Source organism: Hymenobacter lapidarius, assembly GCF_001816145.1.
Taxonomy (GTDB): domain Bacteria; phylum Bacteroidota; class Bacteroidia; order Cytophagales; family Hymenobacteraceae; genus Hymenobacter; species Hymenobacter lapidarius.
In genome coordinates this window covers 14,821-41,788 of record NZ_MDZB01000062.1, presented here as the reverse complement: position 1 = coordinate 41,788, position 26,968 = coordinate 14,821, and the positions used below count along the sequence as shown (strand labels likewise).

Sequence of the window (26,968 nt, the reverse complement as noted above, 5' to 3'; positions counted from 1 at the left end):
CCAGAAGCTACAACAAAAAGCCCCAACGCAGCTGCGTTGGGGCTTTTTGTTGTAGCAAGAACGTCAGATGAGCATGACAGTTGCATAACGGCTATTGTTACCTTCCCACAAAAGCCAGCAAATCCGTTGTCAACTGGTCTTTGTCAGTGAAGAACAAACCGTGCGGCGAACCCTTATACACCTTCAGTTCTGCGCCCGGAATCATCTTGGCCGTGCGCTCACCGCTGGCCTCAAAGGGCACCGTTGCGTCGGCATCGCCGTGAATAACCAGCGTGGGCACCTTGATGCCCTGCAAGTCGGCGCGGAAGTCGGTGCTGGCAAAGGCCGTGGCGCAGTCGCGGGTGGCATTCGGCGCGGCCAGTGAAGTCACCGTGAAGTTCCAGTCCAGCACGGCCTGGCTCACGGGGTGGCTTATCATGCCCACGCCGTAGAAGCTCTTGGCGAAGGTTTGCAGGAAATCGAACCGGTCTTTCTTCATGCCGTCGGCCATTTGGTCGAATACCGATTGCGGCACGCCCTCGGGGTTGTTGTCGGTCTTGAGCATGAAGGGAGTCACGGCGCTCACAAATGCCACGCGGGCAATGCGGGCGTCGCCGTAGGTGCCGAGGTAGCGGGCTATTTCGCCGCCGCCCATCGAGAAGCCCACCAGCGTCACGTTGTTCAGGTCAAGCTCTTCGAGCAGGGCGTTGAGGTCGGCGGCCAAGGTGTCGTAGTCGTAGCCCGTCCAGGGGCGCGAGGAGCGGCCGAAACCGCGCCGGTCATAAGCAATGACGCGCAAGCCGCCTTTGGCCAGCCCAATGGCTTGGTGCTCCCACATGGTATGGTCGAGCGGCCAGCCGTGAATGAGCACCACCGGGTTGCCCTGCCCCCAGTCTTCGTAGAAAATTTGCACCGGATGCCCGGCCGTGTCGTTGCCAGCTTTGATGTAGGCCATGAGAAAAGGAGTTCTTTGTGAATTAACTCCTTCGCTTTACTGCATGAGGGTGAGGGAAGTTGTCTAGGGCGCAGTCAAGATTGTGGCGTGCGGCACCAGCGGGAAGGCCCCTTTGGGAGAAGAAGCCAATCCCTTCCGCAGTAAAGGATTCCGCACGGTCCGCTAGCGCCCAACTGCGGGAGCATTTTGGTCGGATGAAGCTGGCTGGATGGGCGGCAAGAGTTAACGATTGGGCCGTTAGCAAAACCGCCCCAAACCCCGTACCTTTGCGGCCCTGCCAGGGTGGCGGGCTTTGCTGCACAACGGCAAGGTGTTCAATAAGAACCGCGTAAGGGCCCGGGCATCGGCCGCTACGTTTATCCAAGCGGTGCCCAACAGCTATTTATGGCAGATTTGAATGACGATTTTGATTGGGACAACGTAGGAGCTACCGGCTTCGGCGGTAACTACTCGGCCGACCAGCGCGCCGAGATGGAGCAGATGTACGGCGACACGCTGACGACTGTCCAGGAAGAAGAAGTAGTGAAGGGCACCGTGGTTGGCATCACCGACCGCGACGTAATCCTGAACATCGGCTTCAAATCCGATGGTCTGGTGTCGATTACTGAATTCCGCGACCTGCCCGATTTGAAAATCGGCGACGAGGTGGAGGTGTTCATCGAAGACCAGGAAGATGCCAACGGCCAGCTCATCCTGAGCCGCAAGAAAGCTAAAATCAAGCAAGCCTGGAAGGCTATTTACGATGCCCTCGAGTTGGATACCATCCTCGAAGGTGTGGTGAAGCGTCGCACCAAAGGCGGCCTCATCATGGAGCTCGACGGCGTGGAAGCCTTCCTGCCGGGCTCGCAAATTGACGTAAAGCCCATCCGTGACTTCGACATTTATGTGGGCCGTCGCATGGAAGTAAAAGTGGTGAAAATCAACTCCGCTTTCGACAACGTCGTGGTTTCGCACAAAGTACTCATCGAGAAAGACCTCGAGAAGCAGCGTGAGGCTATCCTGAACAACCTGGAGAAAGGCCAGATTTTGGAAGGCAACATCAAGAACATGACCAACTTCGGCGTGTTCATCGACCTCGGCGGTGTCGACGGTCTGCTGCACATCACGGACATTTCGTGGGGCCGCATCGCTCACCCGAGCGAAGTACTCCAGTTGGACCAGAAGCTGAACATCGTGGTTCTGGACTTCGACGAGGCCAAGAAGCGTATTTCGCTGGGCCTGAAGCAGCTGACTCCCCACCCGTGGGATTCGCTGCCGGCCGACCTGCAGCCGGGCTCCAAAGTATCGGGCCGCATCGTGAACGTGGCCGACTACGGCGCTTTCATGGAAGTGGTACCGGGCGTAGAAGGCCTCATCCACGTTTCGGAGATGAGCTGGAGCCAGCACCTGCGCAACCCGCAGGACTTCATCAAGCAGGGCGACGTGGTGGAAGCGCAGATTCTGACGCTTGACCGCGAAGACCGCAAAATGAGCCTCGGCATCAAACAATTGACCGAAGACCCCTGGACGCGTGGCGACTTCGGCGACAAGTACGCCGTGGGCAGCAAGCATAGCGGCCTCGTGCGCAACCTGACCAACTTCGGCCTGTTCGTTGAGCTGGAAGAGGGTGTGGACGGCCTCGTGCACGTTTCGGACCTGTCGTGGACCAAGAAAATCAAGCACCCATCGGAAATGGTGAAGGTGGGCGATAAGCTGGACGTAGTAGTATTGGAGCTGGACCTGGGCGCCCGTCGCCTGGCCCTGGGCCACAAGCAGCTGGAAGAAAACCCCTGGGATACGTTCCAGTCGGTGTTCACTCCCGGCTCGGTCCACCGTGCTACCATCACCGAGAAGTCGGAGCGTGGCGCTGTTCTCGAGTTGCCTTACGGCATCGAGGGCTTCGCTTACCCCAAGTCGTTGGTGAAAGAGGACGGCAGCAACGCCGAAAACGGCGAAGCGCTGGACTTCCGCGTAACGGAATTCTCGAAGGACGACCGTCGCATTGTACTCTCGCACACGGCCATCTTCAACAAAGAAGCCGCTGCTGAGGACGACAGCCGCAACGCCAAGTTCAAGAAGAAGACCAACACCAAAGCGGGCGAGCCCCAGGGCGAAGGCAAAATCAGCGACCTGAAGAAGACCGAAGAGAAGTCGACTTTGGGCGACCTCGACGCCCTGAGCGCCCTGCGCGACCAGATGATGGGCAACGAGCGCAAGGCTGGTGAGCAGAAGTTGAAAGCTGCTGCCGCTACCAAGCCCGCCGATGTTCCGGCTGCTGGCCCCGACAACGCCCAGGCGCTGGAGGACGGTGCTGCCACGCCTAAAGCTGCTGCCAAGGCTGCTGCTACCATCGAAGGCACGGCTCCCGCCGCTGACGCCCCTGCTGCCAAGGTTTCTAAGGAGAAAGTTGCTAAGGCTGACGCTCCCGCTGCTGAGGCCGAAGGTGGCTTGCTCGCTGGTATCGCCGGTGCCGCTGCTGCTGCTTTCGATAAAGTGAAAGAAGTAGCCGCTGACGCTGCCGAAGCCGTTTCGCACAGCGAGACCTTCGACAAAGTGAAGCACGCTGCCTCGGACGCTGTGGATGCCGTGACCCACTCGGAAGCTTTCACCAAAGCTTCGGAAGTAGCCGGTGACCTAGTTGACAAAGCCAAAGGCCTAGTTGCTGGCGACGACGCCGACAAAAAGGACGACGAAACCAAAGCCTAGTGCTTGGTTGTGAGTAGAAAAGAGCCCCGGCCGCAACGCCGGGGCTTTTTTTGTGCCTTTGCCTTGCCTACCCCGAACCGGCTGCTTACCTTTGCGCTCCCAAAAGACCACTATTGGTGACGTGACCGAGTGGCTAGGTAGAGGTCTGCAAAACCTCCTACGGCGGTTCGAATCCGCCCGTCACCTCTGTTTTTTTTTAAAAAAGCCCCGTTTGCCAATTGGTAAACGGGGCTTTTTTTTAAGCTCAAGCAATGATTCGCGGGTTTTACCGGCCTTATGCCTAAATTGAGCAGCCAAGGCAACGTTTCCTACGTAGGGGATTCCAAAAGCCTGTTTTTAAAATATGAAGATTATTGACCTGCGCACCATGCGCGGCCCCAGCTATTGGTCTGTGAAGCACACCAAGCTCATTGTTGCTAAAGTTGATTTGGAGGAGTTTGCGGGGAAATGGTCGAATACGGTGCCGGAGCTGGGCGGGCGGCTGATGCAGCTGTTTCCCAACATCGGGCAGCCGCAGCCCAACGGCATGAGCGGCGGCAAGCAGTCGGCCAAGCGCCCCCCGCTTGATTTGGACCAACTGAACGACGGCGAGCCGCTGGGCCACGTCATTTACCACATTGCCCTGGAGCTGCAGCGCCTGGCCGGCATGCCCGTGTACTGGGGCAAGTCGTATCCTGCCCAGGAAGAAGGGGTAGACTACGTGGTGTTTACGTACCAGGAGGAACGGGCCGGGCGCCGGGCCATTGAAACGGCCGTGGAAATTGTAGAAACTTGCTACAAAGGGGAGAAAGTTGACCTTAAGCCCATCATTGATGAGCTGCACGAAATCCGCGAGGATGAATTCATTGGCCCCAGCACCTACAGCATTGTGGCAGAAGCGGCTTCGCGCAACATTCCCTACATCGCCCTCAAACACAGCAACATTATCCAGCTGGGCTACGGCGTCAACCAGAAACGCATTTGGGCCACCACTACCAGTTACACGTCGCACGCCGGCGTGGAAGTGGCCGGCAATAAAAACCGCACCAAGGACATGCTCAAGGACGCGGGCGTGCCCGTGCCGCGCGGCACCACCGTGTACTCGGAGGACGGCCTACGCGACGCCATCGACGAGTTGGGCTTCCCTATCGTGACCAAGCCGCTCAACGGCAACCACGGCAAGGGCGCCACCATCCACATCACGAACTGGAATGATGCGGCCGAGGGCCTGAAAGCCGCGCAGGTCTACTCGCGGGCCGTGATTGTGGAGCAGTTTATTGAAGGGTTTGACTTCCGGCTGCTGGTGGTGAACGGCAAGCTGATTGCCGCCGCCAAACGCACCCCGGCCGCCGTGACCGGCGACGGCAGCAGCACCATTCAGCAGCTGATTGACGCGGTAAACAAGGACCCGCGGCGCGGGGTGGGCCACGAAAAAGTGCTGACCGCCATCAAAGCCGACAAGCACACGCTGGACATTCTGACCAGCAAGGAGCTCACGCTGGAATCGGTGCTGCCCGCCGACGAAACGCTGTACTTGAAAAGCACGGCCAACATCAGCACCGGCGGTACCGCTACCGACGTAACCGACCTGATGCACCCTTACAACGTGCTGCTGGCTGAGCGGGTGGCCGGCATTGTGGGCCTCGACATCTGTGGCATCGACCTGATGGCCACGGACATTGCCGTGCCCCTCAACGAGAGCCGCGGCGCCGTGATTGAGGTGAACGCCGCGCCGGGTTTCCGCATGCACATTGCGCCCGCTGAAGGCCTGCCGCGCAACGTGGCCGCGCCGGTGGTCGACATGCTGTTTCCTCCCGGCAAGCCCGCCCGCATTCCCATTATAGCCATCACCGGTACCAACGGCAAAACCACCACCACGCGCCTCATTGCGCACCTGGTGGCCAGCAAGGGCTACAAAGTAGGCTTCACGACCACCGACGGCATCTACATTCAGGGCGTGCAGCTGCAAACCGGCGACTGCACCGGCGGCCAAAGCGCCGAGTTCGTGCTCAAGGACCCCACTGTGAATTTTGCTGTGCTCGAAACCGCGCGCGGCGGCATGCTGCGCTCTGGTCTGGGCTTCCATAACTGCGATATTGCGGTGGTAACCAACGTGGCGGCCGACCACCTGGGCATGCGCGACATCAACACCGTGGAAGAAATGGCGGCCGTGAAAGGCGTGCTGCCGCGCACGGTGCGCAAAAATGGCTGGGCCGTGCTCAACGCCGACGACGACCTGGTTTACGCCATGGCCCGCACCGTGGACTGCCGCGTGGCGCTCTTTAGCATGGACGAGAACAACCCGCGCATCATCGAGCACGTGGAGGCCGGCGGCGTGGCCGCCGTGTACGAGGAGGGCTACATCACCATCTACAAGAACAGCTACAAGCTGCGCATCGACCGGGCGGCCGAATTTCCCATCACGTTTGGTGGCCGGGCTGGCTTTAACATTGAGAACAGCCTGGCAGCGGCGCTGGCCGGTTACTTGGCCGGTTTCGACCGCGACGACATCAAGACGGCCTTCCGCACGTTTGTACCGTCAGGGGCAAAAACGCCGGGCCGCATGAATGTGTACAAGTTTCCGAAATACGAAGTCATCGTGGACTATGCCCACAACACGGCCGGTATTCTGAAATTCGGGGCATTTATGGACGCCACGCCAGCCACCCGTAAAATAGGGGTGGTATCGGGCCTGGGCGACCGCCGCGACGAGGACACGTTGGGCTTCTCCCGCATTGCCGGGCGAATATTTGATGAAGTAGTGCTGCGGCAGGACCGCGACCTGCGCGGCAAAACCGCCGAGGAAATCAAAGCCCTGATGGAGCGCGGCCTGCGCCTCGACAAGCCGGATTTGCCCATTACCTACATCGAAAAGGAAATGGACGCCATCGACTACGTGCTCGAAACCGCCCCGGAAGGTGCCGTCATCACGCTCTTTACCGAGAATATTGCGGCAGTGCTGGCCAAGCTCGACAAATACGAAACCAACGTAGCTATCGAATAGCCACAACGCGAACCAGCCCCCAACAAAAGAGAGCCCGCTTCATCACGAAGCGGGCTCTCTTTTGTTGGGGGCTGAAATCCGTAACGGCGCAGCGGGCTGCGAACCGTTGCAAATCCTTTGTTACTTCAGCGTGAAAGTGGTTTTGCCCATCAGCTGGCCGCTTTCGTACAGCTCCACGGTGTGTAGGCCTTTCTTGTATTCGGCGCCTTTGGCGTATACGAAGTCAAGATTCTGCTTGGAGTTGTCGTACACCACGTCCTGCTTTTGGGTGTAGAAAGCCTCCTGGCCGTCCACGGTGAAGGTGCCGCCGCCCGTGCTCAAGTTATAGAGTGCGGCGCCGTCGGGCTCCAAAATACGCATGTAAATGGCCTTGGTTTCCTTCGGCGACACGTCGTTGCGGGACAGGTTAAACGTCACCTTCACTTTCTCGACGCGCCGGGCCTTGAACTCGTCCTGGTCGTCGTCCTGCTCCTTGTTTTTGGAAGTGATGATGGCCACCTTGATATTCTCGGACTGCAGGCGCGAGGCCACGCTTACCTTTTCGGAAAGCTCTTGGTTGGTGCGGGCAATGGTGCTGATGGTGTCGGACAGCTTGTTTTGGCGCTCCTTGAGGGTGGTGGTTTCGGTGTAAAGCGTTTCGTTGTCCTTCTTGAGCTGGGCAATGTCGTCGTCCTTTTTGCGGAGCTGGCCCTCCAGGTTCACGGCGCGCTGCTTGAAGAGGTTTTGCTGGGCAATGGAGAAGCTGCCCGCTTTGAACGAGCGCAGCTTGAGCAGGTCGGCATTAACGGTCGCAATCTTGGCCACCAGCGAGTCGTTGCTCAGGCCCAGGCCTTGTAATTCCTGGCTTTGGCGCTCGAAATCAGCCTTCAGGGCTTCGTACTGCTTGATTTGCTCTTCCAGCTTGCTGTCCTTGGCTTTGACTTCGGTGGTCAGTTCCTCGTTCTTCTGCCCTTTCTGTTGGTTGAGGTAAAACAGGACGCCGTTGATGCCAAGCAATACGGCTACCAGGGCTACCCACAAAAGGACTTTGCTGTTATTGGAGCGGGGTTCGGGATTTTCGTTTGGGTCCATGCGGGGATTGTTAAGCAAGAAAAAGCGTAAAAAATGTAGGGTGCCTGCCGCATTACGGCGCTTACCTTTGGGCGTAAAAATAGGGGACTTCCGTGCCCTGGCAAGTTTTATCTATACTTGGAGGAAATGAAACCGGTTTTTTCAGACTTCGATGCGGCCTACTGGCGAGAGCGTTACGTGGCGGGGCGCGATGGTTGGGATGCCCATGGCATTACCCCGCCGCTGCGTGCCTATTTCGACCAATTGGACGTTAGCCAGCAGCCCCGCATCCTGATTCCGGGGGCTGGCCGGGCCTACGAAGCCGAGTACTTGCAGCAGTTGGGGTTTGAATATGTTTTCGTGGCCGACCTGGCCCCGGAACCCCTGGCCGACCTGGCCGCCCGCGTGCCGGCGTTTCCTAAACAGCACCTCTTGCTGGCCGATTTCTTTGCTCTGCCCAACGCACAGCCCTACGATTTGATTGTGGAGCAGACGTTTTTTTGTGCGCTTAACCCCTCCCTGCGCCCCGCCTACGCCAAGCAATGCGCAGCGCTGCTGCGGCCCGGCGGCACCCTCATGGGGCTGCTGTTCGATACCGATTTTGGTCTGGTGCAGGAGCCGCCCTTTGGGGGGAGCAAAGCGGAATACCGCGCCTACTTCGCGCCGTATTTCGATTTTCAGCATTTTGAAACCGCGACCAATTCGCTCCGGCCCCGGCAGGGACGGGAGTTGTTTATCTGTTTGAAAAAGAAATAATTCGCCCATGCTTCAAGCCCTCGCCAATACTCTCCCGCATTTTCGCCACACCAATTCCGGCCAGTTTTTCCTCATGGCCGGGCCCTGCGTCATCGAAGGCGAAGACATGGCCCTGCGCATTGCCGAGCGCATCAAGCACATGACGGATAAGCTGCAGATTCCCTTCATCTTCAAGGGGTCTTACCGCAAAGCCAACCGGTCGCGGCTCGATTCCTTCACGGGCATCGGCGACGAAACGGCGCTGCGCATCCTGCAAAAAGTAGGGCGGGAAATTGGCGTTCCCACCGTCACGGACATTCACGAATCGAGCGAGGCCGCCCTGGCCGCGGAGTACGTGGATGTGCTGCAAATCCCGGCCTTCCTGTGCCGGCAGACCGACTTGCTCATCGCCGCCGCCCAGACCGGCAAAGTGGTGAACGTGAAGAAAGGCCAGTTCCTGAATGGGGAAGCCATGCAATGGGCCGTGGACAAGATTCGGCAGTCGGGCAACCAGCACGTCATCCTCACCGAGCGCGGCAACTCGTTTGGCTATTCCGATTTAGTCGTGGATTTCCGCAACCTGCCCGCCATGCGCGAGTTCCAGGTGCCCGTGGTGATGGACGTGACGCACTCCCTGCAGCGCCCCAACCAAAGCAGCGGCGTAACCGGCGGCCAGCCTGCCCTCATCGAAACCATCGCCAAGGCGGCTATTGCCGTGGGGGCCGACGGCCTGTTCATCGAAACTCACCCCACGCCCGCCACCGCCCTATCGGACGGCGCCAACATGCTGCCGCTCGACCAGCTCGAAGCGCTGCTCGTGAAGCTGACGCGGGTGCGCCAAGCCATTCAGGAACGGGGCGACGTGGAGTTGAACCAGCTGCCATAGGGCTGAAGCAAGCGCTACACTCACACCCGCAGCGAAAAATGCTGCTTGGGCTGGCCCGTGCGGAAGAAAACCAGGCCGATATAAAACAGGTCCACGGTAATCGTGACGTCGGAGTGGGCTTTGATGACTTCCCAGGCCCGCTCCATGTCGGCGGACCAATGAATGTCGTCGAAGACGAAAACGGACTCATCGCGGCGGTGCGCCAGACACTGCTCGAAGTAGCGCAGCGTGGGCTCGTAGCGGTGGTTGCCGTCGAAGAACGCGAAGTCCAGCGGCGCCGTTAGGGCCGAGAGGGTAGGAGCCAGCGTGTCGTCGATGTTGCCCTCAACTACTTCGACGTTGCCCAGGTGCAGCCTGGAAAACGTTTCGCGGGCCACGGCAGCCACGTTGGGGCAGCCTTCGAGCGTAACCACGCGGCTGCGCGAATCGGCCGCCGCTAGGTACGCGGTGGTCAGGCCCAGCGAGGTGCCTAATTCCAGAATGGTCGCCGGCCGGAAATAATTGACTAGCCGAAACAGCAGCTGCGCCAAGTGCGGCGGTTTGGCGGCAGTGCGGGCAATGGCCGCCACGCCACGCTGAGCGCCCGCGTCCGTATGAGAGCCCGCGCCGAAATCTGTTACGCTGATGGTGGTGGGGCTAGCCAGCAGCTCCTGCCGCCGGGCCTCCAGGGCCTCGTAGGCGCCGTACCGGCCCGTGTGCCGCACCACGGACGTGTAAAGGCCAAAAACGAACGGCGAGTGCAGCCCGTGGGCATTGCCCGAACGAAGCCAGAAGCGGAGGTAGGCGAGAAGTTGAAGCAAATCAGTTGGTAGTTGCTGGTTGTCGGTTGTCAAAAATTGGGCAAAAGGACAACTGCGCTACAAACTAACAACCGGCAACGAGCAACTGACAAATAATGCTTAGTTCAGCCGGTACGGCACCATGAGGGTGAACTCCGGGATTTCCACCGAGAAATTCTGACCGTTGGCCAGCCGCTCCATGAGGTAGGTGCCGCGCATTTTGCCCACGCCCGACTTCAGGTTGCAGCCGCTCACGTACTGGTGGGCCTCGCCGGGCTCCAGCACGGGCTGGCGGCCCACCACGCCTTCGCCCTCCACTTCGCGCACCACGCCGTTGGCGTCGTGGATGTGCCAGTGGCGGCGCAGCAGCTTCACGGTGAACTCGCTGTCGTTGCGAATATCAATTTTATAGGCAAACACAAAATGCTCCTGGCCGGGGCTGGAGTAGTCGGGCAGGTAGTTGGTCGTAACCGAAACAGTGACGCCTTGCGTAGTGGTGGTGGGCATAAGGATTCGTCGCTTAGGAGTAGCTGCGGACGTAACAGTGGCCCGACAGAATTGGTTTTACGCAAAAGTTACGGTTTAATGCCGCAAAAGGCCCGCTTATTTTCTTAATTTTTTTCGATGGTAAAGATAGCCGAGAGCTGGCGGCCCGTGTTGGCCAATGAATTTGAAAAGCCCTATTTCCAGAAGCTAATTGCTTTTGTAAAAGGCGAATACGCCACGGCCACCGTTTACCCCGCCGGTGCTCATATTTTCCATGCTTTCGACGCCACGCCGTTTAATAACGTGAAAGTGGTTATTCTGGGCCAAGACCCCTACCACGGACGCAACCAGGCCCACGGCCTCTCGTTTTCGGTGCAGGACGGGCAGCGCACACCGCCCTCGCTGCAAAATATATTCAAAGAGCTGCAGGCCGACCTGCCCGGTACGCCGCCCGCTCCCAACGGCAACCTTGACCGCTGGGCCCAGCAGGGCGTGCTGCTGCTCAACGCCACCCTCACCGTGCGCGCCAGCGAGCCCGCCTCCCACCAGAAAAAAGGCTGGGAGGAATTCACCGACGCCGTTATCCGGAAAGTTTCCGAAAGCCGGGAGCACGTAGTATTCATTCTGTGGGGCGCTTACGCCGGCAAAAAATCAGAGTTAATTGACGAGCGCAAGCACTTAATCATCAAGTCTGTTCATCCATCGCCTTTTGCCGCCGACAAGGGCTTCTTCGGCAGCAAGCCTTTCAGCAAAACCAATACCTGGCTGGAGAGCAAGGGCTTGGCGCCGATAACATGGTAATCAGCGATTTAGTGAATGATATCAAACAGGCGGTTCCACCGGATTTTGTTCCAGAAGCCGGCGTTGGGGTCCACGGACAGCCAGATGAGCACGGCCTTGCCCACCACGTGGTCTTCGGGCACGAAGCCCCAGAAGCGCGAGTCTTCGGAGTTGTGGCGGTTGTCGCCCATCATCATGTAGTAGTTCTGCTTGATGGTGTAGCTGGTGAGCATCTTCCCGTTCTGGTAAATCATGCCGTCCTTCCAGGTTACGCCCAGGTTGTGCTCGTAGCGGGCCACAATTTTGAAGTAGATGGCGGCATTGCCCGGCGTGAGGGCAATGGTCTGGCCTTTTTTGGGAATGGGCAGCGGGCCGTAGTTATCCAGCGACCACCGCGCGGGTGGCGCTCAGGGCGCCGGAGTTGCGGAAGTCAGCCACGTCGGGGAACAGCAGCACGGGCGGCTGAATAACCGTCATGCTCTTTACGTAAGACTGCTTGCGGAAGTAGTCAGCCGCGGCCACCGTGCAGCTGATGGCGTAGCCGAGCTTGCCGTCGGGACCGGGCACGGCCTGGGGGCTGCCGCCGGGCTGGTCGTAATCCACCACGCCTTGGGCGCGCAGGGCGGCCAGCACTTCATCGTTGGGGCTGTCCACCTGCATGAAATAGGTGGTTTCGAGGCCGGGAGGGGTTTCGCCGGGCTTGCCGTTGAGGTACACCTGGCCTTCGCGGATTTCGAGGGTATCGCCGGCCACGGCCACGCAGCGCTTAATGTAGTTGGTGCGCAGGTCGGCGGGGTATTGCGACTCGTGCGGCACGTGAAACACCACCACGTCGTTGCGCTTGATTTCGGAGAAGCCCGGCAGCCGGTAGGTGGGCAGCTGAATCAGCTCGGAGTAGCTTTTGAGGGCCGTGCCCCACACCGTTTGGTGCGTGAGCGGGACTTGCAGCGGGGTTTGGGGCGTGATGGGGCCGTAGTGCAGCTTGCTCACAAACAGGTAGTCGCCCACCAGCAGGGAGTTTTCCATGCTAGGCGACGGGATGGTGTAGGCCTCAAAAGTGGCCCAGCGAATGAGCGTAGCCGCCACAATGGCAAAAATCAGCGAATCGGCCCACTCGCGGGTTTTCGTTTTGGGCGCTTGGGAAGCGGCGGGGCGGTTGGTTTTCAGCAGGGACATGAGGGGAGCAAGCTTGGCTTGGCAATAAATATCGGGCAAAGAAACGCAGCAGGAACCCGGCGGGCGCGCCGGCTGCGGCTACAATTCGGGCAATTACAAATCCAGCAGCTCTTTCATTCCAAACACGCCCACCCGGCCGGGCAGCCACTTGGCAGCCAGCAGGGCGCCCAACGCAAACCCCTCGCGGCTGTGGGCTTCGTGCTTCAGCTCCAGCGTATCAACGGCAGAGGTGTAGCGCACGATGTGCGTGCCCACTACTTCGCCGCTGCGCTCGCTGATGACGGCCAGCTCGGTGGTGGCTTCGGCGGGCGCGTTGCGCCAGCTGGTTTTGCCGGGGAAGTGCCGGATAATGCCTTCGGCCGTGGTGAGGGCGGTACCGCTGGGCTGGTCGATTTTGTGCGTGTGGTGAATTTCGCGCACGGCCACGTCATAGCCGCCAAATTGGTGCATTTTGGCGGCCATGTACTCGTTGAAGTGGAAGAACAGGTTCACGCCCACGCTGTAGTTGGAGGCGTAGAACAGGCTACCGCCCAGCTCCTGGGTGAGGGCTTGGGCTTCGTCGAAGTGGTGCAGCCAGCCGGTAGAGCCGCACACCACCGGAATGCCCTGCCGCAGGCACGCCGTGATGTTGGCCAAGGCTGAGTCGGGGTGCGTGAATTCGATGGCCACGTCCACGGTAGCCGGGGTAAAGTCAGTAATGTTGAGTTGGGTGGCATGCCGGTCCACAATGCCGGCAATTTCGTGCCCTTGCTGAGCTGCCAGGGCGGCAATGGTCTGGCCCATTTTTCCGTAGCCAATGAGTAGAATTTTCATGCAGGGAGATAAGTGTTCGGTACGCTAACGGCGGATATTCGGCAAAAGTGAGGGCGTGGATTCGGCTGCCGTGCCTTGCGGCCCTGGAAGCGCCCAGCCAGCTATTTTACCCGGAGTGCAAACATGACGCCGGGCGCGGTGGGCAGCATCGAGGCCTGGCCGGGCACCGCCAGCAGGGTGGGCTCCCAATGCAAGCTCAAGTCCTCGCTCACGTCGAAGTTTTTCAGGTGGGCATCCACCAGCGCATCCACTATCTGCAGGCCGTAGGCAATGCCAATGTAGAGGTAGAAAATGTCGCGGTAGCCGCGGTAAAATACCACGCCGTTGTCGATTGCATCAATGCTGCGCTCTTGTCGAACGGGAAAATTCAGCATCTCGTCTTGGGGCCTCATGCCTCCTGGTATCGATGCCTCTCGCTTGAGCAGATTGCTGGCGTCGGCGTACTGCCGGTATCGGCTTTGGTAGAATATTTCGCCGTAAATCGTCCCACCCAGCGCCCCGTACACCAGTGGCAGCTTCCACCAGCGGCGGTTGTAAATCTGGCCCGCGCCGGGCAGCACGGCGGAAAGCAGAGCGGCTTTGGCGGGCCGCGTCAGGCGAATGCCTTCGTAGCCGAAAGCCCGGAACATTCGCTCCGTGCGCTTGGCCGAATCGGCGGCGGCTTTGAGCCGCTTGGCTTCGGGCGTCACCACCACTTCGCGGGTTTCAGCGGTATCGGGCCGGATGGTGGCGGAAGTTGGCGTGCCGGGAAATGGCGTCCCCAAAACCTGGGCGCGTCCAGCCAAGCCCGTGAACAGCAAGCCGAGCAAAACCACAAGGGCCGCGATGTGAGAATGCGAATTTTTCATACCAAAGCTGCTAACGGGGAATGCCACTATTTAGCGCGTTAGCCAGCAGATGCATCTTGAAAGAATACCGTGCGGAGCCTGCGAAAGCATCTTGCGGCGCCGGGCAGCTGCCGGGTAGCGCGACAAAATGTTTCCGCAAGCTCCACAGGGTGAACCGCCTGGCGGCAATTATCAGGAGGGATGCAGGATGTGCAGGATGCGCTGCATGTCCTCCACCGAATCGAAGGCGATTTTAATTTCGCCGCTGCCCTTGGGGCCGGGGCGTACCTGCACGCGCGAGCCAAACCGGTCGGTGAGGTGGCGCTCGGTGCGGCGCAGCTCGGCGGCAGGTACCACGGGCTGGGTGGGGGCGGCGGGGGTGCCGTTGTCCGCCGTGCCGTTGGCGGCCGCCGGCCGGCCGTAGCCGCCGCGCACCAGTTCCTCCACCCGGCGCACGGACAACTCCTCGGCCACAATCTTGCGGAAAAGCTCTACCTGCGCCTTGGGGTCGTCGATGCCAATGAGGGCGCGGGCGTGGCCCATGCTGATTTCGGCGTCGCGCAGGCCAATCTGCACGTCGGGCGGGAGCTTGAGCAGGCGCAGGTAGTTGGTGACGGTGCTGCGGTTTTTGCCCACCCGGTCGCCCAGCTCTTCCTGGCGCAGGTTGCACTCGCTCAGCAGGCGCTGGTAGCTGAGGGCGATTTCGATGGCATTCAGGTTTTCGCGCTGAATGTTCTCAATCAAGGCCATTTCCAGCATTTGCTGGTCGTCGGCCTTGCGGATGTAGGCCGGAATGGTCTCCAGACCGGCTAGCTTGGACGCCTGCAGGCGCCGCTCGCCCGAAATCAGCTGGTAGGAATTGGTGCCGAGCTGACGCAGCGTCACGGGCTGAATGATGCCCTGAATTTTGATGCTGTTGGCCAGCTCTTGCAGGGCTTCCTTATCAAAGTGGGTGCGGGGCTGGTAGGGGTTGGCCTCGATGTGCTCGACGGAAATGAAGCCCACCGAGTTCACGGGGTGCGACACGAGCCGGTCGCTGGAGCCGGGCCGCTCGCCTTTCTTGTCGTAGCTGCCCTCAATAAGGGCGTTGAGGCCCCGGCCCAGGCCACTCTTGCGTTTCACCGACGCGGCGGCGGCCAGGGCGGCTTGCAGTTTCTCTTCGTTTCTCTCTAAAGCCATAGTTCATCGGCCGGGCCCATAAAAGGCATGCGGCAACGGATGTCAAAATTACGGATTGTTGGCCGAAGGGCAAGCCGGAAAGTTTGGGGGATACCACTAGGTCAGTTCAAGGCAGTTAACCTCGCTTTCCGGAGCCAGCAGCGTGTAAATCATCAGCAAGTGGCTACGCAACAGTTCAAGGACCTCGACGCTGGGCAAGTTTCCGGTGCGTAGTAAAATCACCTTCGGCGGAGCACCACGCAGGGCACTGAGGTCGAAAAAATCCTCGTCCTGGGTCAGGATAACGAAATTGTGCTGGCGGGCATGCTCCCAAATCGTCGTGTCGCGGCGGTCGGTGAGGCCCAAGCGGCGAACCTGCTCTGTGCCCGGAAATTGTTCCTGCAACGGCTTGACCAGTCGATGCGACAGGTTCTGGTCAATCAGCAACTTCACCGGGCTACGATGCGAGTGTGACGCTGGCGGTCGGCCGCGTAGCGCAGGCAGGCCCGAATCAGCTGCTCATCCAGCTCCGGAAAATCCTCGATAATGTCGGCATTGCTCATACCATTACCCAGCCAGCCCAGCACATCGTCCACGCTGATGCGCGTACCGATAAGGCAGGCCCGCCCAAACCGAATTTCCGGGTCGCTGCCAATGTGCGGGTGGTTGGGAGAGGTGTGCATTAGAAAAGCAAGTTACGACCTGCCGCTGTTTCGGAGTTGTACTCCGAAATTGGCTCCTTGGCTGAGTTAAACTCAGCGGCGCTAGGTGCATTGGCAATGCGTGGGGACTGTAAGTCCCCGGCAAGCGGGCTTTCGGAGTACAACTCCGAAAGAGCATATAATCTTGGCTAAATCCGCTCGTCCTCCGCTGTTTCCTCGGTGGCTTCCACGCTGTTTTTCTCCACGATTTCGCGGGCCAGATTCAGGTAGCTGATGGAGCCTTTGCTCTCCGCGTCGTGCAGGATGACGGGGATGCCGAAGCTGGGCGACTCGCTCAGCTTTACGTTGCGGGGGATGATGGTGTCGAACGCCAACTGCTGGAAGTGCATGCGCACTTCTTCCACCACCTGGTTGGAGAGGCGCAGACGCACGTCGTACATCGTGAGCAGGATGCCTTCGATTTCGAGGTTGGTGTTGAGGCGGCTCTGAATGATTTTGATGGTGTTCAGGAGCTTGCCCAGGCCTTCGAGGGCGAAATACTCGCACTGCACGGGGATGATGACCGAGTGCGCGGCCGTGAGGGCGTTGACCGTGATGAGGCCCAGCGACGGGGAACAGTCGATGATGATGAAGTCGTACTGCTCGGCGAGGGGGCGCAGGGCCTCCTTCATTTTCTCCTCGCGGTTGGGCAGGTTTATCATCTCCACCTCGGCGCCCACCAAGTCGATGTGGGAGGGCATGAGGTCGAGGTGGGGCAGGATGTTGGTGGGCAGGATGATGTCCTGGGCGTTGATGCCGTCCACCATGCACTCGTAGATGCTGTTCTGGATGTCCTTGGGGTCGTAGCCCACGCCGGACGTGGCGTTGGCCTGGGGGTCGGCGTCGACGAGCAGGGTCCGGTAGTCCAGCGCGGCCAGGGAAGCCGCGAGGTTGATGGAGGTAGTGGTTTTGCCCACCCCGCCTTTTTGATTGGCTACCGCGATGATTTTTCCCATGAGTCTCTAATTGTCAGATGTCAGTTGCTGGGCTTTGGTTGTCAGTTGTTCGTTGTCAGTTGGCAGTAAACGGGGTTTGACGCTCGATAGACTACCAACTGACAACGAACAACTGACAACCAAAACCTAACGACTTTTGCCGTAGCATTGCACAAAGATACATTCTTTCCCTGTTCGCATGGCCCCTTTTTTGGCACGTTGGGCTAGCTTATCGGCTAAACCGTTTGGATTCTGGCTGGGCTTGCTAACGCTGGCGGGCTGCCACGACGCGGCGCGCCCGGCCGCCGACGAGCGCCGCGTGTTTCGCTACAACCAGCCCGAAGCCCTCTCCTCGCTCGACCCCGCTTTTGCCCGCAACCAGGCCAACTCCTGGGCCGTGGGGCAGCTCTATAATGGTTTGATGGAGCTGGATTCGGCGCTGCTGCCGGTGCCCGCCCTGGCCCGGCGCTACAGCATTTCGCCCGATGGGCGGCTCTACACCTTCGTGCTGCGACGCGGTGTGCGGTTCCACAACAGCGAGGCGTTTGCCGGCGGCCAGGGCCGCGAAGTGACCGCGGCCGACTTTGTCTACAGCTTCAAGCGCATCCTCGATGCGGCCACGGCCAGCTCCGGCGGCTGGATTTTCCGGGGTAAGGTGCTGGAGCAGCCCGACGGCAGCATTAGCGACACGGCCTTTGTGGCGGCCAACGATTCCACGTTCCGCATCCACCTCAAAGAGCCGTTTATTCCGTTTCTGGGCATTCTCACCATGCCCTATGCCTACGTGGTGCCGCATGAGGCCGTGACTCGGCATGGCAAGGACTTCCGCGAACACCCGGTGGGCACGGGGCCATTCCAGTACAAGCTCTGGGACGATGGCAACGTGCTTCTCTTTGAGCGCAACCCCGGCTACTGGCGGCGCGATGAAAAGGGCCGCGCCCTGCCGTATCTGGATGCCGTAGCCGTGAGCTTCCTGCCCGACCGCAAAACCGAGTTCCTGACCTTTATGCAGGGCAAGCTCGATTTCCTGTCCGGCATCCGGGCCGGCTCGCGCGACCTCATCATGCACCCCGACGGCACCATTCGGGACGACTTCAAGGGCAAGTTCACGGTGCAGAAAGCGCCGTACCTGAACACGGAGTACCTGGGTTTTCAGCTCGACTCGGCCAACCTGATTGGGGAGCAGGCCGAGCAGGGCCGGGCCCTGCGCGACAAGCGCGTGCGCCAGGCCCTGAACTACGCCATCAATAAGCCCGAAATGCTGAAATACCTGCTCAACGGCGTGGGCAATGCCGGCACTTCCGGCTTCGTGCCCACGGCGTTGCCGTCGTTCTCCGAAAAGGAGGTGCCCGGCTACACCTACCAGCCCCAGAAGGCCCGCCAGCTGCTGCGCGCGGCCGGCTACAGCCCCCAGCGCCCGCTGAAACTGCGCCTGAGCACCGTGCTCGAACGCAAAGAAATCGGAGAATACCTCCAGAAACAGTGGGCCGACGTGGGCGTACGGGTGCAGATTGACATCAACCAATCGGCCGCGCAGCAGGACCTGGTGGACAATGGCCGCGTGGCCTTCTTCGCCAAAAGCTGGCTGGGCGACTACCCCGATGCCGAAAACTACCTGGCCCTGTTCTACAGCCCCAATTTCAGCCCCGCCGGCCCGGATAAAACGCACTTCAAAAGCGCGGCCTACGACAAGCTCTACGACGAAGCCCGCCGCACCCAGGACGTGGCCCGGCGCACGGCGCTCTACCAGGCCATGGACCGCATTGTGGTGGAGGAAAGCCCGGTTATCAGTCTGTATTACGATGAAGTGGTGCGCCTGACCCAGAACAACGTGCGCGGCCTGGCGCCTAACCCCATGAACCAGCTGCTGCTGGAGCGGGTGCGCAAGGACTGAATGAACTGGCAGTTTTGTTGCGCTGGCGCGCGTCTGCGACGCGCTGCCGGCTGGCTTCGAGCCTGCGGCTCGCCGGTGAACGACTCGCGCCAGAACCCCAGCAACCGCCCACCCGAGCCAGAGGCTCGAAACCAGCGGGCAACGCGTCGCAGACGCGCGCCAGCCGTACACTGCTCAACATAAGCCACTAGCAAAACCAAGCCCCGCCCATGTCCCGCCTGCGCCCTCCGATGCTGTTGCTGCTCGTTGTCTTGCTCGTGGCAGGAGGAGCGAGGGGGCAGGCTGCCGTATCGGCCCCTGCCGCCGAGCCGTTAGTTATTGGGCAGACGTTTACCATCCAGTCAAAAGTCCTGGGCGAAACCCGGCGGCTCAACGTCTTTGTTCCGTCCGGGTACGCCGAGTCGACCACGTTGCGGCTGCCCGTGCTGTACATGCCCGATGGCGGGCTGGCCGAAGACTTTTTGCACGTGGCCGGCCTGGTACAGGTGCTGGTGGGCAACGGGGCAATGCGGCCCTTTATTCTGGTGGGGATTGAGAACACCGAGCGGCGGCGTGACCTGACGGGCCCCACCACCAACGAAAAAGATAAAAAGATTGCGCCCAGGGTAGGCGGCTCGGCGGCTTTCCGGCGCTTCATCCTGGAAGAGTTGATGCCGGACGTGAAGCGGCGCTACCGCACCACCACCGAAACAGCCATTGTTGGGGGGTCGCTGGCCGGCTTGTTTGTGGTCGAAACCCTGCTGCTGGAACCCGATTTATTCGACACCTACTTGGCATTCGACCCCAGCCTGTGGTGGAACAACGAACTGCTGGCCAGCCAGGCCAGCACCCTGCTTCAGGGCGCCGGCCGCACGCCCAAGGTGCTGTGCCTGGCCACCAGCAGCAACGGGGAAATTGAGGCGCCGGTGGGCCAGCTCACGCAGGCGCTGGGCCACCACACTCCCAAAAACATCACTTGGCACCACCAGCACATGCCCCAGGAAACCCACCAAACCATCTACCACCCGGCTGCTCTCCAGGCGTTTCGGGTGGTATTTAAGCCGCTGCCCACGCCCGCGCCGGCCGCACGCTAAGGGCCAGTGGAGGGCAGCCGTAGGTATCCCGCTTACCTATCCACCCCGCCCAGCTGCGCCAGCTGGTCAAACCGGGTGCTGAGGTAGGTGAAGAACATATTCACGTTGGTGGGCGCGCCTTCCTCCACGGTCACAATTTTGAGCTGGCCGTTGGCCTGGCGGACGCCCACCACGGTGCTGGGCAAATCGGAGGTATTCATGGCGTACCGCTCCTGGAATTGCTCAAAATTGGCTTCTTTGGCGTTGCGCAGCATCTCGGCAACGGTGGCGGCAGGCAGCTTCAGCTCCTGCAGGCCCATGAGGGGCACGTAGCGGCGGCCTTCGTACACCACGCGGCCATCGGCATACACCTGCATGACGTAGGTGGGGCACTTGCCGAAGCAGGCCGTGCGTTCAAAGGTGAGCACCGGGCCGGACACTTGCCTGGCTTCAAGCTCTTTGGCGCGGGCCTCGGCGGCCCTTACTTTCTTGCTGGGCTTTTTGACCTTGGTTTGCTGCGTGGCCGACATTTTTTTTTGAGCGCAGGTAGGCAGGGTGAGCCCGAAGGTAATCAGCAGGAGCAGGGTGGTGAAGAAGCGCATGAGCGGAAAAGTGAGGCAGCAGTGAGGGGTAAATCAGCTTGCAAGAAGGGCAACAAAAAACCGGCAGCACGAAAACCGTGCTAGGGTTTCGTGCTGCCGGTGTCGGGAAGTTTGCAAGCCCATCATACCAGGGAGAGCCCGGGCACGAGAGCAGCGTTGCAAGCGCTACGACTGTTTTTTCTTGGCCTGGGCCTCGCGCTCCTGCGCGGCCTTCATGGCTTCGGCAATGCGGTTTTGGATGCCGCCGGGCTTCTTGTCCTTGTTCTTGATTTTGTTGGCGTCGAGTTGCGCGCGGATTTTGGTGTCGTCCACGAAGGCTTTGGTGATGGCCTGCTGGGCAAACGTCACCACGTTCGACACGAAGTAGTACCAGGTGAGGCCGGCCGCGAAGCTGTTCAGCACGAACAGGAAGATGATGGGCATCAGGTAGCTGTACGTCTTCATGGGGCCCTGCATGGCCGTGTTGGTCTGGTTGCTCTGCCAGGTCATGAGCAGGGTAGAGGCCGTCATCAGCAGCGTAAACATGCTGATGTGGTCGCCGTACCACTTCACGTAGAAAGGCAGCTTGGCAAACACGTCGTAGCTGCTCAAGTCTTTGGCCCACAAGAAGCTCTGCTGCCGCAGCTCGATGGCGTTGGGGAAGAACTGGAACATGGCAAACAGGATGGGCAGCGTGAGCAAGGTGGGCACGCAGCCGCTCAGCGGGCTCACGCCGAAGGCGGAGTAGAGCTTCATGGTCTCCTGCTGCACCTTGGTGGCGTCGTCGCCGTACTTTTCCTTGAGCTCGTCAATCTCCGGCTTCAGCACTTTCATGCGGGCCTGGCTCTCGTAGGTTTTGTAGGTCAGGGGCCACGTTACCAGCTTGATGAGCACCACCAGCAGCAGAATGATAACGCCGTAGGAGCTGATGTACTGCTCCAGGAAGTGGAACACGGGCAGCACCACAAAGCGGTTTACCCAGCGGAACAAGCCCCAGCCCAGGTACACGTTGCGGTCAAACTCGGGCGCTACTTCCTTTAGCAGGTTGAAGGAGTTCGGCCCGAAGAAAAAACGGTACTGGCCCCGGCCCTGCGCCACCTCGTCCACGGGCAGGGTGAGGGTGGTGCTCAGGGTTTTTATGGTGGTCGAGTCGGCCAGGTTCACGGTCGAGTTGAACGCGCCGCCCGTGAAGGGCTGCTGGTCGGCGATGAGGCCGGCCACGAAGAAGTCGTGCTTGTGCGCAGCCCATTTCACCGGGCCGGTGGCCTTGTATTCTTCAGGGGTCTCGCTGGCTTCGGCCAGCGAGCCCTGGTCGCCGGCGGCCAGATAGTGGTTGATGGTGGTGTGGTTGCGGTTCTGGGCCAGGTCCTGCTCGGTCTGGCGAACCCGGTCCACGAAGGTGAAGGTGAGCGGCTCCTTGGCCACCGTGCGCTCCAGGCCGTTCAGGCGCAGGTCGTACTTCAGCTCGAAGCTGTTGGCGGGCAGCGAATACGTCTGCACCACGCTGCCCCCGGCCACCGGGGCCGTGAAGGCGAGCACCGACGCGCCACCGGCCGCCTGCGAGGTAGCGGGCTGAAACACCAGGTCCGAAAACTTGATGACTTTGCCGTCGATGGTGCGGAACTGGGTGTCCATGCGGGCACTTTTCGCATCGAACAAGTCCAGCGGCTGGCCGCCGAAGGTCTTGTATTTCTTCAGGCGCACAGCGGTTACGCGGCCGCCCCGGGTCGAGAAGGTGATGTTGAGGTTCTCGTTGGAGAGGGCTACGTCCTGAGCCACCGCGCCGCTGGTAGCAGCGGTGTCGAGGGCGGCTTCGGGGGCAAAGGCCGGCGTGGTGGCGGGCGTGGCCGCCGGAGCGGAGGCCGCGGTGGGGGCTGGCGTCTTGCCAGTAGCCTTCACATCTTCTGCTTTCGGGCTGAAAAAGAAGAGGTAGATGAGAAGCAAGGCCGAAATCAGGAAAAGGCCGGTTGCTGAATTTTTATCCATTAGAAACGTAGGTATGCTGCAAGCTAAAATGCAAAGGTACGGCGCGGGGACGCGAAGCACGGCATCGCGCCACGGTCTTGCCTAGCCCTTGCGGTGCTGAATGGCGGCCCGCACAAAGCGCACGAACAGCGGGTGGGGCTGCTCCACCGTGCTTTTCAGCTCGGGGTGGAACTGGCCGGCCACAAACCACGGGTGGTTGGGTAGCTCAATGACCTCCACCAGGCCGGTTTCGGGGTTGGTGCCGGTCATCTGCATGCCGGCCTCCTCAAAGCGGGCCAGGTAATCGTTGTTGAACTCGTAGCGGTGGCGGTGGCGCTCGCTGATGTGGTTTTTGGCGTAGGCCTTGGCGGCCTTGGAGCCGCGGCGCAGGTCGCAGGCGTAGGCGCCCAGGCGCATGGTGCCGCCTTTCATGGTAATGTTTTTCTGCTCTTCCATCATGGCCACCACGGGGTTGGGCGTGAGGGCGTCCATTTCGGTGGAGTTGGCGTTGAGCAGGCCCAGTACGTTGCGCGCATACTCCACCACGGCCACCTGCATGCCCAGGCAAATGCCGAAGAACGGAATGTTGTGCTCCCGCACGTAGCGCACGGCGGCAATCTTGCCCTCGAAGCCGCGTTCGCCGAAGCCGGGGGCCACCAGCACGCCATCGCAGCCGTGGAGCAGGGCCGCCACGTTTTCGGGCGTGATATTGTCGGACTGCACGCTGCGCAGCGTGACCTTGCACTCGTTTTGGGCGCCGGCGTGCACAAAGGCCTCGTTGATAGACTTGTAGGCGTCGGGCAGCTCCACGTACTTGCCCACTAGGGCAATGGTCACTTCCTCGGTCGGGTTCTTCAGCTTGCCCAGGAAATCCTTCCAGGCTTCCAGGTCGGGCAGCTGGGTGCCGCCGGTCAGCTTCAGGCGCTTTATCACCCGCTCATCGAGCCCCTCCTTGCGCATGAGCAGCGGCACGGAATAGATGCTGTCGGCATCGAGGCTTTCGATGACGGAGTTGATTTTGACGTTGCAGAACAGCGCGATTTTGCGGCGCATCTCCAGCGGAATGGGGTGCTCGGTGCGGCACACCAGAATGTCGGGCTGCAGGCCGGCCTCGCGCAGGTCGCGCACCGAGTGCTGGGTGGGCTTGGTCTTGAGCTCGCCGGCCGCCTTCAGATACGGCACCAGCGTGAGGTGAATCACCAGCGAGTCGGCGTCGGGCAGCTCCCAGCGGAGCTGGCGCACGGCCTCCACAAAGGGCAGGCTCTCAATGTCGCCGATGCAGCCGCCGATTTCGGTAATCACCACGTCGAACTGGCCGTTCTGGCCCAGCAGCAGCATGCGCCGCTTGATTTCGTCGGTGATGTGGGGCACCACCTGCACGGTTTTGCCGAGGAAGGCGCCTTCGCGCTCGCGCCGAATCACGTGGTCGTAGATGCGGCCGGTGGTTACGTTGTTGGCCTGCGAGGTGGGCGTGTTCAGGAACCGCTCGTAGTGGCCAAGGTCGAGGTCGGTTTCGGCCCCGTCGTCGGTCACGTAGCACTCGCCGTGCTCGTAGGGGTTGAGCGTACCGGGGTCGATGTTGATGTAGGGGTCGAACTTCTGGATGGTGACTCGGAACCCGCGGGCCTGCAGAAGCTTGGCCAGCGAGGCGGAAATGATTCCTTTGCCGAGTGAAGAAGTGACGCCGCCGGTAACGAAAATGTATTTCGCTGCCGACGCGGAGGGGGGATTGGAGCGTTCGGGCATGACGGGAGTCAAAAGTACGGCACCCGAACTTGGAACGCGGAAAATTCTGGAAATTCAACGAGATGATAGGGCGGAAAAGCTGCGGCGTGGCGCTCGATATGCCGTTTTTTGGAACAATTTAAAGGGACAGTCCCCGGTCGGACTCAGAAGCTGCGTAATTTCGTCGCGTGTTACGTCCCGTTTATTTTCTGTTGTTGCTGGCGCTGGGTGCCACCCAGCTGCCCGCCTGTGCCCAATCCCCGGATACGCCGCCGGCCGTGGTGATTCCGGCGGGAAAACTGCCCTGGTTCCAAAACATGGTGGACAGTTCGGCGGTGCTCCGCCAGCACCAAGTGGGCATCAGCCTGGCCGACGCCACCACCGGCGAAACCCTGTTTGGCTACAACGACGGCCGCTATTTCACCCCGGCCAGCACCATGAAGCTCTTCAGCTTCTACGCCGGGCTGAAGCTGCTGCCCGACTCGCTGCCCAGCCTGCGCTACTTTTCCCGCGGCGACACACTGTTTTTTCAGGGCACCGGCGACCCTACTTTCCTGCACGGTGACGTGCCCAGCCGCCGCGCCTACGCGTTTCTGGCCACTCGGCCCGAAAAAATGCTGGCCTACGGCGACATTGCCAGCGTGCCCGCCTACGGCCCCAGTTGGAGCTGGGACGACTACACGTATTATTTCCAGCCCGAGCGCACTGCTTTTCCGATTTATGGCAACACGGTGCGCTTCTACGCGGCGGCGCCCCTGCGCCCGGCCCAGCGCGCTGGCGGCGCCGCTGCCAACCGGGGGCTGCCCTTGCCGCAGCGCGTGCGGGTACTGCCCAACTCGTTTGCGCCGCTCACGGAGCTGGCCCCGCCCAACTTTCTGTCGCCCGACATCGACCCCGACACCCACGTACGCCGCGACCCGCTCACGAACCGCTTTTACACCCTGCCCTCCACCAAGAAGTGGATAGACGAAGTGCCGTTTCGGACCAGCCGCACGCTGCTGCTGCGCATGTTGGGCGATACCCTGCGCCGGGCCATTGTGGGGGTGCCGTGGCGCCCCCGGAAAACGGACGAGGTACGCACATTGCGCGGCCTGCCCACCGACTCGCTTTACCGCCGCATGCTGCGCGTGAGCGACAATTTCCTGGCCGAGCAACTGCTGCTGATGGGTAGTACCACGCTCGGCCGCGACTCGCTGAGCACCAGCCGAGCCATCCGCGTCACGCTCCGCAAACACCTCAACACTCTGCCGGACAAGCCCATTTGGGTAGACGGCTCGGGCCTTTCGCGCCTCAACCTCGTCACGCCGCGCACCTTTACGGCCCTGCTGCTCAAGCTGCACCAAGAGGTGGAAGAGCCGCGCCTGCTGAGCGTGCTGGCCGCCGGCGGTGGCCAGGGCACCCTGCGCAAGCGCTATCGCGACGCCGCCGGTACCTGGTTTTGGGGCAAAACCGGCACCCTGACCAACACCGTGAACCTCTGCGGCTACGTGCGCACCAAATCTGGCCGCCTGGTAGCCGTGACCTTCTTTAACAATGGCTTTCCGGCCGACGACCAACCCGTGCGCAACGAGATAGAGCGCCTGCTGCGCCAGGTGCGCGACCGGCTGTAGTTGCTTTCGATTGAGCTGCCAGATAGTAAGTTAGGGAATGAAACGGGCTACGGCAGCCTTTAACTCGGCGCCGCGCAGGTTGGTGGCCACGATTTTACCGTCGGGGTCAACCAGAAAATTTTGCGGGACGGCCCGAACGCTGTAGCTGGTCACGGCTTCGTTTTTGTCTCCTTTTTTCAGGTCGGCCAGCTGGGGCCAGGTCAGTCCGTCGTCTTTGATGGCCTTCAGCCACTTCTCCTGGTTGGTGTCGAGGGTAACGCCCAGGATTTCGAAGTTGCGGCCCTTGTATTCGTCGTACACCTTTACCACATTGGGGTTTTCGCGGCGGCAAGGCCCGCACCAGTAAGCCCAGAAGTCCACCAGCACGTATTTGCCCCGGAAGCTGGCCAGCGACACGGGTTTGCCTTCCGGCGAAAATAACGTGAACTCAGGCGCCTGAGCCCCAATGGCTACCCGCTTCAGTCCTTGCAAGGTGGCCGCAAAGGCCACACCATCGGGGGTAGCTTTTGCGGCGGGCCCCAACTGCTCGAACAGCGGCGCTATTTCAGCGTACTGAGGAACCGGGCCGCCCAGGTCCATGAGGGCATCGAGGCTTACCAGTGAATTAGAATTGGCTTTGATGTAGGCCTTGACCACCTGTGCGGCGTCGGCCTTAATGGCAGCTAAGCGCGCGTCATGTTGCTGCTGAAACACCGGCGACTTGCGCTGCTCCTCGGATGCTGCACCGTATTCGGCCCACAAGGCCTGCCTGCGCGTAGCGGTTGAGGCCTGCAGGGCAGCCAGGGCCCGGTACTGGGCCGACAGGGGAGAACCCGACACGGTGGCGTGAACCAGCGAATCGGCGCTGGTGAATACGGTGGTCCCCTTTTCCAGGTAAAAGGTAGTGTTGTCGGCCTGGAAAGTGTAGAGGCGGCGCTTGTTGCCGTTGCGCACCAGTAGCAGCCGCGCTCTGGTGGGCGCGGCGGTGGTGCCGCGCACTTCAAAGGTGCCGTTGCGCACCACCGCCGAGTCGAATTTGGTGCCCTGCTGCACACCCCCTCGGACCAAGTACACCACGGCGGGGCCTTCCACCTTCGCCAAGGTGCCTTTCAAAGTGAATTTTGCGGGTCCCTGGGCCTGGGCCAGTGGGGTGGCGGCGAGTAGCAGCGCCAAGATTGGGTAGATTTTCATGGGTGGCAGGCAGCGACGGATATGGTGGAATTCAAATGTAAGC

General features: G+C 60.6%; 23 protein-coding genes, 1 tRNA gene and 1 pseudogene. 9 read left to right on the top strand and 16 right to left on the bottom strand.

Features of this window, described 5'->3' with window-relative positions; genetic code table 11:
• Positions 1–97: 97 nt before the first annotated feature.
• Positions 98–934: an alpha/beta fold hydrolase gene (locus BEN47_RS02775; protein WP_070724827.1), complete on the bottom strand. Its 837-nt coding sequence runs from the start codon at positions 932–934 to the stop codon at positions 98–100.
• Positions 935–1,318: 384 nt separating this feature from the next.
• Here BEN47_RS02775 and rpsA point away from each other — a divergent pair.
• The 3 genes and pseudogenes from rpsA to cphA all read left to right on the top strand — a co-directional run.
• Positions 1,319–3,124 (top strand): annotated as a pseudogene (gene rpsA, locus BEN47_RS02770) (30S ribosomal protein S1); the annotation flags it as partial.
• Positions 3,125–3,734: 610 nt separating this feature from the next.
• Positions 3,735–3,805, top strand: a tRNA-Cys gene (locus BEN47_RS02765).
• Positions 3,806–3,962: 157 nt separating this feature from the next.
• A complete protein-coding gene (cphA, locus tag BEN47_RS02760) occupies positions 3,963–6,602 on the top strand; it encodes a cyanophycin synthetase (protein WP_070724825.1) in 2,640 nt (879 codons plus the stop codon).
• Positions 6,603–6,722: 120 nt separating this feature from the next.
• Here the strand turns inward: cphA and BEN47_RS02755 are convergent, their stop codons facing one another.
• On the bottom strand, positions 6,723–7,673 hold the full coding sequence (locus BEN47_RS02755; RefSeq protein ID WP_070724823.1) for a DUF8428 domain-containing protein: 951 nt from the start codon (positions 7,671–7,673) through the stop codon (positions 6,723–6,725).
• A gap of 126 nt (positions 7,674–7,799) precedes the next feature.
• On the opposite strand from BEN47_RS02755, the gene BEN47_RS02750 reads away from it, so the two are divergent.
• Together BEN47_RS02750 and kdsA are read left to right on the top strand one after the other, a co-directional pair.
• Positions 7,800–8,408 (top strand): methyltransferase domain-containing protein, encoded by a 609-nt coding sequence (locus BEN47_RS02750; protein WP_070724821.1) that lies wholly within the window; start codon positions 7,800–7,802, stop codon positions 8,406–8,408.
• 7 nt (positions 8,409–8,415) lie between these two features.
• The gene (gene kdsA / locus BEN47_RS02745; protein WP_070724819.1) at positions 8,416–9,273 is read left to right on the top strand and encodes a 3-deoxy-8-phosphooctulonate synthase; all 858 of its coding nucleotides are present in this window, start codon (positions 8,416–8,418) and stop codon (positions 9,271–9,273) included.
• A 20-nt stretch (positions 9,274–9,293) separates the two neighbouring features.
• On the opposite strand, the gene BEN47_RS02740 is transcribed toward kdsA, so the two are convergent.
• A complete protein-coding gene (locus BEN47_RS02740) occupies positions 9,294–10,073 on the bottom strand; it encodes an O-methyltransferase (protein WP_070724815.1) in 780 nt (259 codons plus the stop codon).
• Between the two features lie 99 nt (positions 10,074–10,172).
• Positions 10,173–10,559, bottom strand: coding sequence for a Co2+/Mg2+ efflux facilitator ApaG/CorD (gene apaG, locus BEN47_RS02735; RefSeq protein WP_070724814.1), 387 nt, complete (start codon positions 10,557–10,559; stop codon positions 10,173–10,175).
• A 117-nt stretch (positions 10,560–10,676) separates the two neighbouring features.
• Between apaG and BEN47_RS02730 the strand changes: the two genes are divergently transcribed.
• The gene (locus BEN47_RS02730) at positions 10,677–11,339 is read left to right on the top strand and encodes a uracil-DNA glycosylase (protein WP_070724811.1); all 663 of its coding nucleotides are present in this window, start codon (positions 10,677–10,679) and stop codon (positions 11,337–11,339) included.
• 8 nt (positions 11,340–11,347) lie between these two features.
• Here BEN47_RS02730 and lepB (BEN47_RS23005) read toward each other — a convergent pair whose 3' ends face one another.
• The 8 genes from lepB (BEN47_RS23005) to BEN47_RS02695 all read right to left on the bottom strand — a co-directional run bounded on the left by lepB (BEN47_RS23005) (position 11,348) and on the right by BEN47_RS02695 (position 16,949).
• On the bottom strand, positions 11,348–11,617 hold the full coding sequence (lepB, locus tag BEN47_RS23005; RefSeq protein ID WP_438830493.1) for a signal peptidase I: 270 nt from the start codon (positions 11,615–11,617) through the stop codon (positions 11,348–11,350).
• A gap of 79 nt (positions 11,618–11,696) precedes the next feature.
• Complete coding sequence (gene lepB, locus BEN47_RS02725) at positions 11,697–12,494, bottom strand: signal peptidase I (RefSeq protein WP_083322050.1); 798 nt, start codon at positions 12,492–12,494, stop codon at positions 11,697–11,699.
• Positions 12,495–12,587: 93 nt separating this feature from the next.
• Positions 12,588–13,307 (bottom strand): 4-hydroxy-tetrahydrodipicolinate reductase, encoded by a 720-nt coding sequence (gene dapB, locus BEN47_RS02720; RefSeq protein ID WP_070724809.1) that lies wholly within the window; start codon positions 13,305–13,307, stop codon positions 12,588–12,590.
• A 101-nt stretch (positions 13,308–13,408) separates the two neighbouring features.
• The gene (locus tag BEN47_RS02715; RefSeq protein WP_070724807.1) at positions 13,409–14,155 is read right to left on the bottom strand and encodes a DUF5683 domain-containing protein; all 747 of its coding nucleotides are present in this window, start codon (positions 14,153–14,155) and stop codon (positions 13,409–13,411) included.
• 171 nt (positions 14,156–14,326) lie between these two features.
• Positions 14,327–15,313, bottom strand: coding sequence for a ParB/RepB/Spo0J family partition protein (locus BEN47_RS02710; protein ID WP_083322049.1), 987 nt, complete (start codon positions 15,311–15,313; stop codon positions 14,327–14,329).
• 96 nt (positions 15,314–15,409) lie between these two features.
• Entirely contained in the window at positions 15,410–15,745 is a 336-nt protein-coding gene (locus BEN47_RS02705; RefSeq protein ID WP_070724805.1) for a DUF5615 family PIN-like protein, read from the bottom strand.
• Entirely contained in the window at positions 15,742–15,975 is a 234-nt protein-coding gene (locus tag BEN47_RS02700) for a DUF433 domain-containing protein (RefSeq protein WP_070724804.1), read from the bottom strand. Before BEN47_RS02700 ends, BEN47_RS02705 begins: the two co-directional genes overlap by 4 nt.
• Positions 15,976–16,142: 167 nt before the next feature.
• A complete protein-coding gene (locus BEN47_RS02695) occupies positions 16,143–16,949 on the bottom strand; it encodes a ParA family protein (RefSeq protein ID WP_070724801.1) in 807 nt (268 codons plus the stop codon).
• A gap of 178 nt (positions 16,950–17,127) precedes the next feature.
• On the opposite strand from BEN47_RS02695, the gene BEN47_RS02690 reads away from it, so the two are divergent.
• Positions 17,128–18,822 carry an ABC transporter substrate-binding protein gene (locus BEN47_RS02690; protein ID WP_083322048.1) on the top strand — a complete coding sequence of 565 codons (1,695 nt, stop codon included), beginning with the start codon at positions 17,128–17,130 and terminating at the stop codon, positions 18,820–18,822.
• Between the two features lie 209 nt (positions 18,823–19,031).
• Positions 19,032–19,895, top strand: coding sequence for an alpha/beta hydrolase (locus BEN47_RS02685; RefSeq protein WP_239691484.1), 864 nt, complete (start codon positions 19,032–19,034; stop codon positions 19,893–19,895).
• A gap of 32 nt (positions 19,896–19,927) precedes the next feature.
• Here the strand turns inward: BEN47_RS02685 and BEN47_RS02680 are convergent, their stop codons facing one another.
• The 3 genes from BEN47_RS02680 to pyrG form a co-directional block, all read right to left on the bottom strand.
• Positions 19,928–20,476, bottom strand: coding sequence for a DUF6438 domain-containing protein (locus BEN47_RS02680; protein ID WP_070724799.1), 549 nt, complete (start codon positions 20,474–20,476; stop codon positions 19,928–19,930).
• A 165-nt stretch (positions 20,477–20,641) separates the two neighbouring features.
• Positions 20,642–22,441, bottom strand: coding sequence for a membrane protein insertase YidC (gene yidC / locus BEN47_RS02675; protein ID WP_070724797.1), 1,800 nt, complete (start codon positions 22,439–22,441; stop codon positions 20,642–20,644).
• Between the two features lie 81 nt (positions 22,442–22,522).
• On the bottom strand, positions 22,523–24,166 hold the full coding sequence (gene pyrG / locus BEN47_RS02670; RefSeq protein ID WP_070724795.1) for a CTP synthase: 1,644 nt from the start codon (positions 24,164–24,166) through the stop codon (positions 22,523–22,525).
• Between the two features lie 167 nt (positions 24,167–24,333).
• Here pyrG and BEN47_RS02665 point away from each other — a divergent pair, with 167 nt between their 5' ends.
• Positions 24,334–25,755, top strand: a complete 1,422-nt coding sequence (locus BEN47_RS02665; protein WP_125921462.1) for a D-alanyl-D-alanine carboxypeptidase/D-alanyl-D-alanine-endopeptidase — start codon at positions 24,334–24,336, stop codon at positions 25,753–25,755.
• A 30-nt stretch (positions 25,756–25,785) separates the two neighbouring features.
• On the opposite strand, the gene BEN47_RS02660 is transcribed toward BEN47_RS02665, so the two are convergent.
• Positions 25,786–26,925 (bottom strand): TlpA disulfide reductase family protein, encoded by a 1,140-nt coding sequence (locus BEN47_RS02660; RefSeq protein ID WP_070724792.1) that lies wholly within the window; start codon positions 26,923–26,925, stop codon positions 25,786–25,788.
• Positions 26,926–26,968 lie beyond the last annotated feature (43 nt).

Coding starts and splice junctions, on each gene's coding strand:
- BEN47_RS02775 (WP_070724827.1), bottom strand. CDS start 934: ATGGCCTACATCAAAGCTGGCAACGACACGGCCGGGCATCCGGTGCAA.
- cphA (WP_070724825.1), top strand. CDS start 3,963: ATGAAGATTATTGACCTGCGCACCATGCGCGGCCCCAGCTATTGGTCT.
- BEN47_RS02755 (WP_070724823.1), bottom strand. CDS start 7,673: ATGGACCCAAACGAAAATCCCGAACCCCGCTCCAATAACAGCAAAGTC.
- BEN47_RS02750 (WP_070724821.1), top strand. CDS start 7,800: ATGAAACCGGTTTTTTCAGACTTCGATGCGGCCTACTGGCGAGAGCGT.
- kdsA (WP_070724819.1), top strand. CDS start 8,416: ATGCTTCAAGCCCTCGCCAATACTCTCCCGCATTTTCGCCACACCAAT.
- apaG (WP_070724814.1), bottom strand. CDS start 10,559: ATGCCCACCACCACTACGCAAGGCGTCACTGTTTCGGTTACGACCAAC.
- BEN47_RS02730 (WP_070724811.1), top strand. CDS start 10,677: ATGGTAAAGATAGCCGAGAGCTGGCGGCCCGTGTTGGCCAATGAATTT.
- lepB (WP_083322050.1), bottom strand. CDS start 12,494: ATGTCCCTGCTGAAAACCAACCGCCCCGCCGCTTCCCAAGCGCCCAAA.
- dapB (WP_070724809.1), bottom strand. CDS start 13,307: ATGAAAATTCTACTCATTGGCTACGGAAAAATGGGCCAGACCATTGCC.
- BEN47_RS02715 (WP_070724807.1), bottom strand. CDS start 14,155: ATGAAAAATTCGCATTCTCACATCGCGGCCCTTGTGGTTTTGCTCGGC.
- BEN47_RS02710 (WP_083322049.1), bottom strand. CDS start 15,313: ATGGCTTTAGAGAGAAACGAAGAGAAACTGCAAGCCGCCCTGGCCGCC.
- BEN47_RS02700 (WP_070724804.1), bottom strand. CDS start 15,975: ATGCACACCTCTCCCAACCACCCGCACATTGGCAGCGACCCGGAAATT.
- BEN47_RS02695 (WP_070724801.1), bottom strand. CDS start 16,949: ATGGGAAAAATCATCGCGGTAGCCAATCAAAAAGGCGGGGTGGGCAAA.
- BEN47_RS02690 (WP_083322048.1), top strand. CDS start 17,128: ATGGCCCCTTTTTTGGCACGTTGGGCTAGCTTATCGGCTAAACCGTTT.
- BEN47_RS02685 (WP_239691484.1), top strand. CDS start 19,032: ATGTCCCGCCTGCGCCCTCCGATGCTGTTGCTGCTCGTTGTCTTGCTC.
- BEN47_RS02680 (WP_070724799.1), bottom strand. CDS start 20,476: ATGCGCTTCTTCACCACCCTGCTCCTGCTGATTACCTTCGGGCTCACC.
- yidC (WP_070724797.1), bottom strand. CDS start 22,441: ATGGATAAAAATTCAGCAACCGGCCTTTTCCTGATTTCGGCCTTGCTT.
- pyrG (WP_070724795.1), bottom strand. CDS start 24,166: ATGCCCGAACGCTCCAATCCCCCCTCCGCGTCGGCAGCGAAATACATT.
- BEN47_RS02660 (WP_070724792.1), bottom strand. CDS start 26,925: ATGAAAATCTACCCAATCTTGGCGCTGCTACTCGCCGCCACCCCACTG.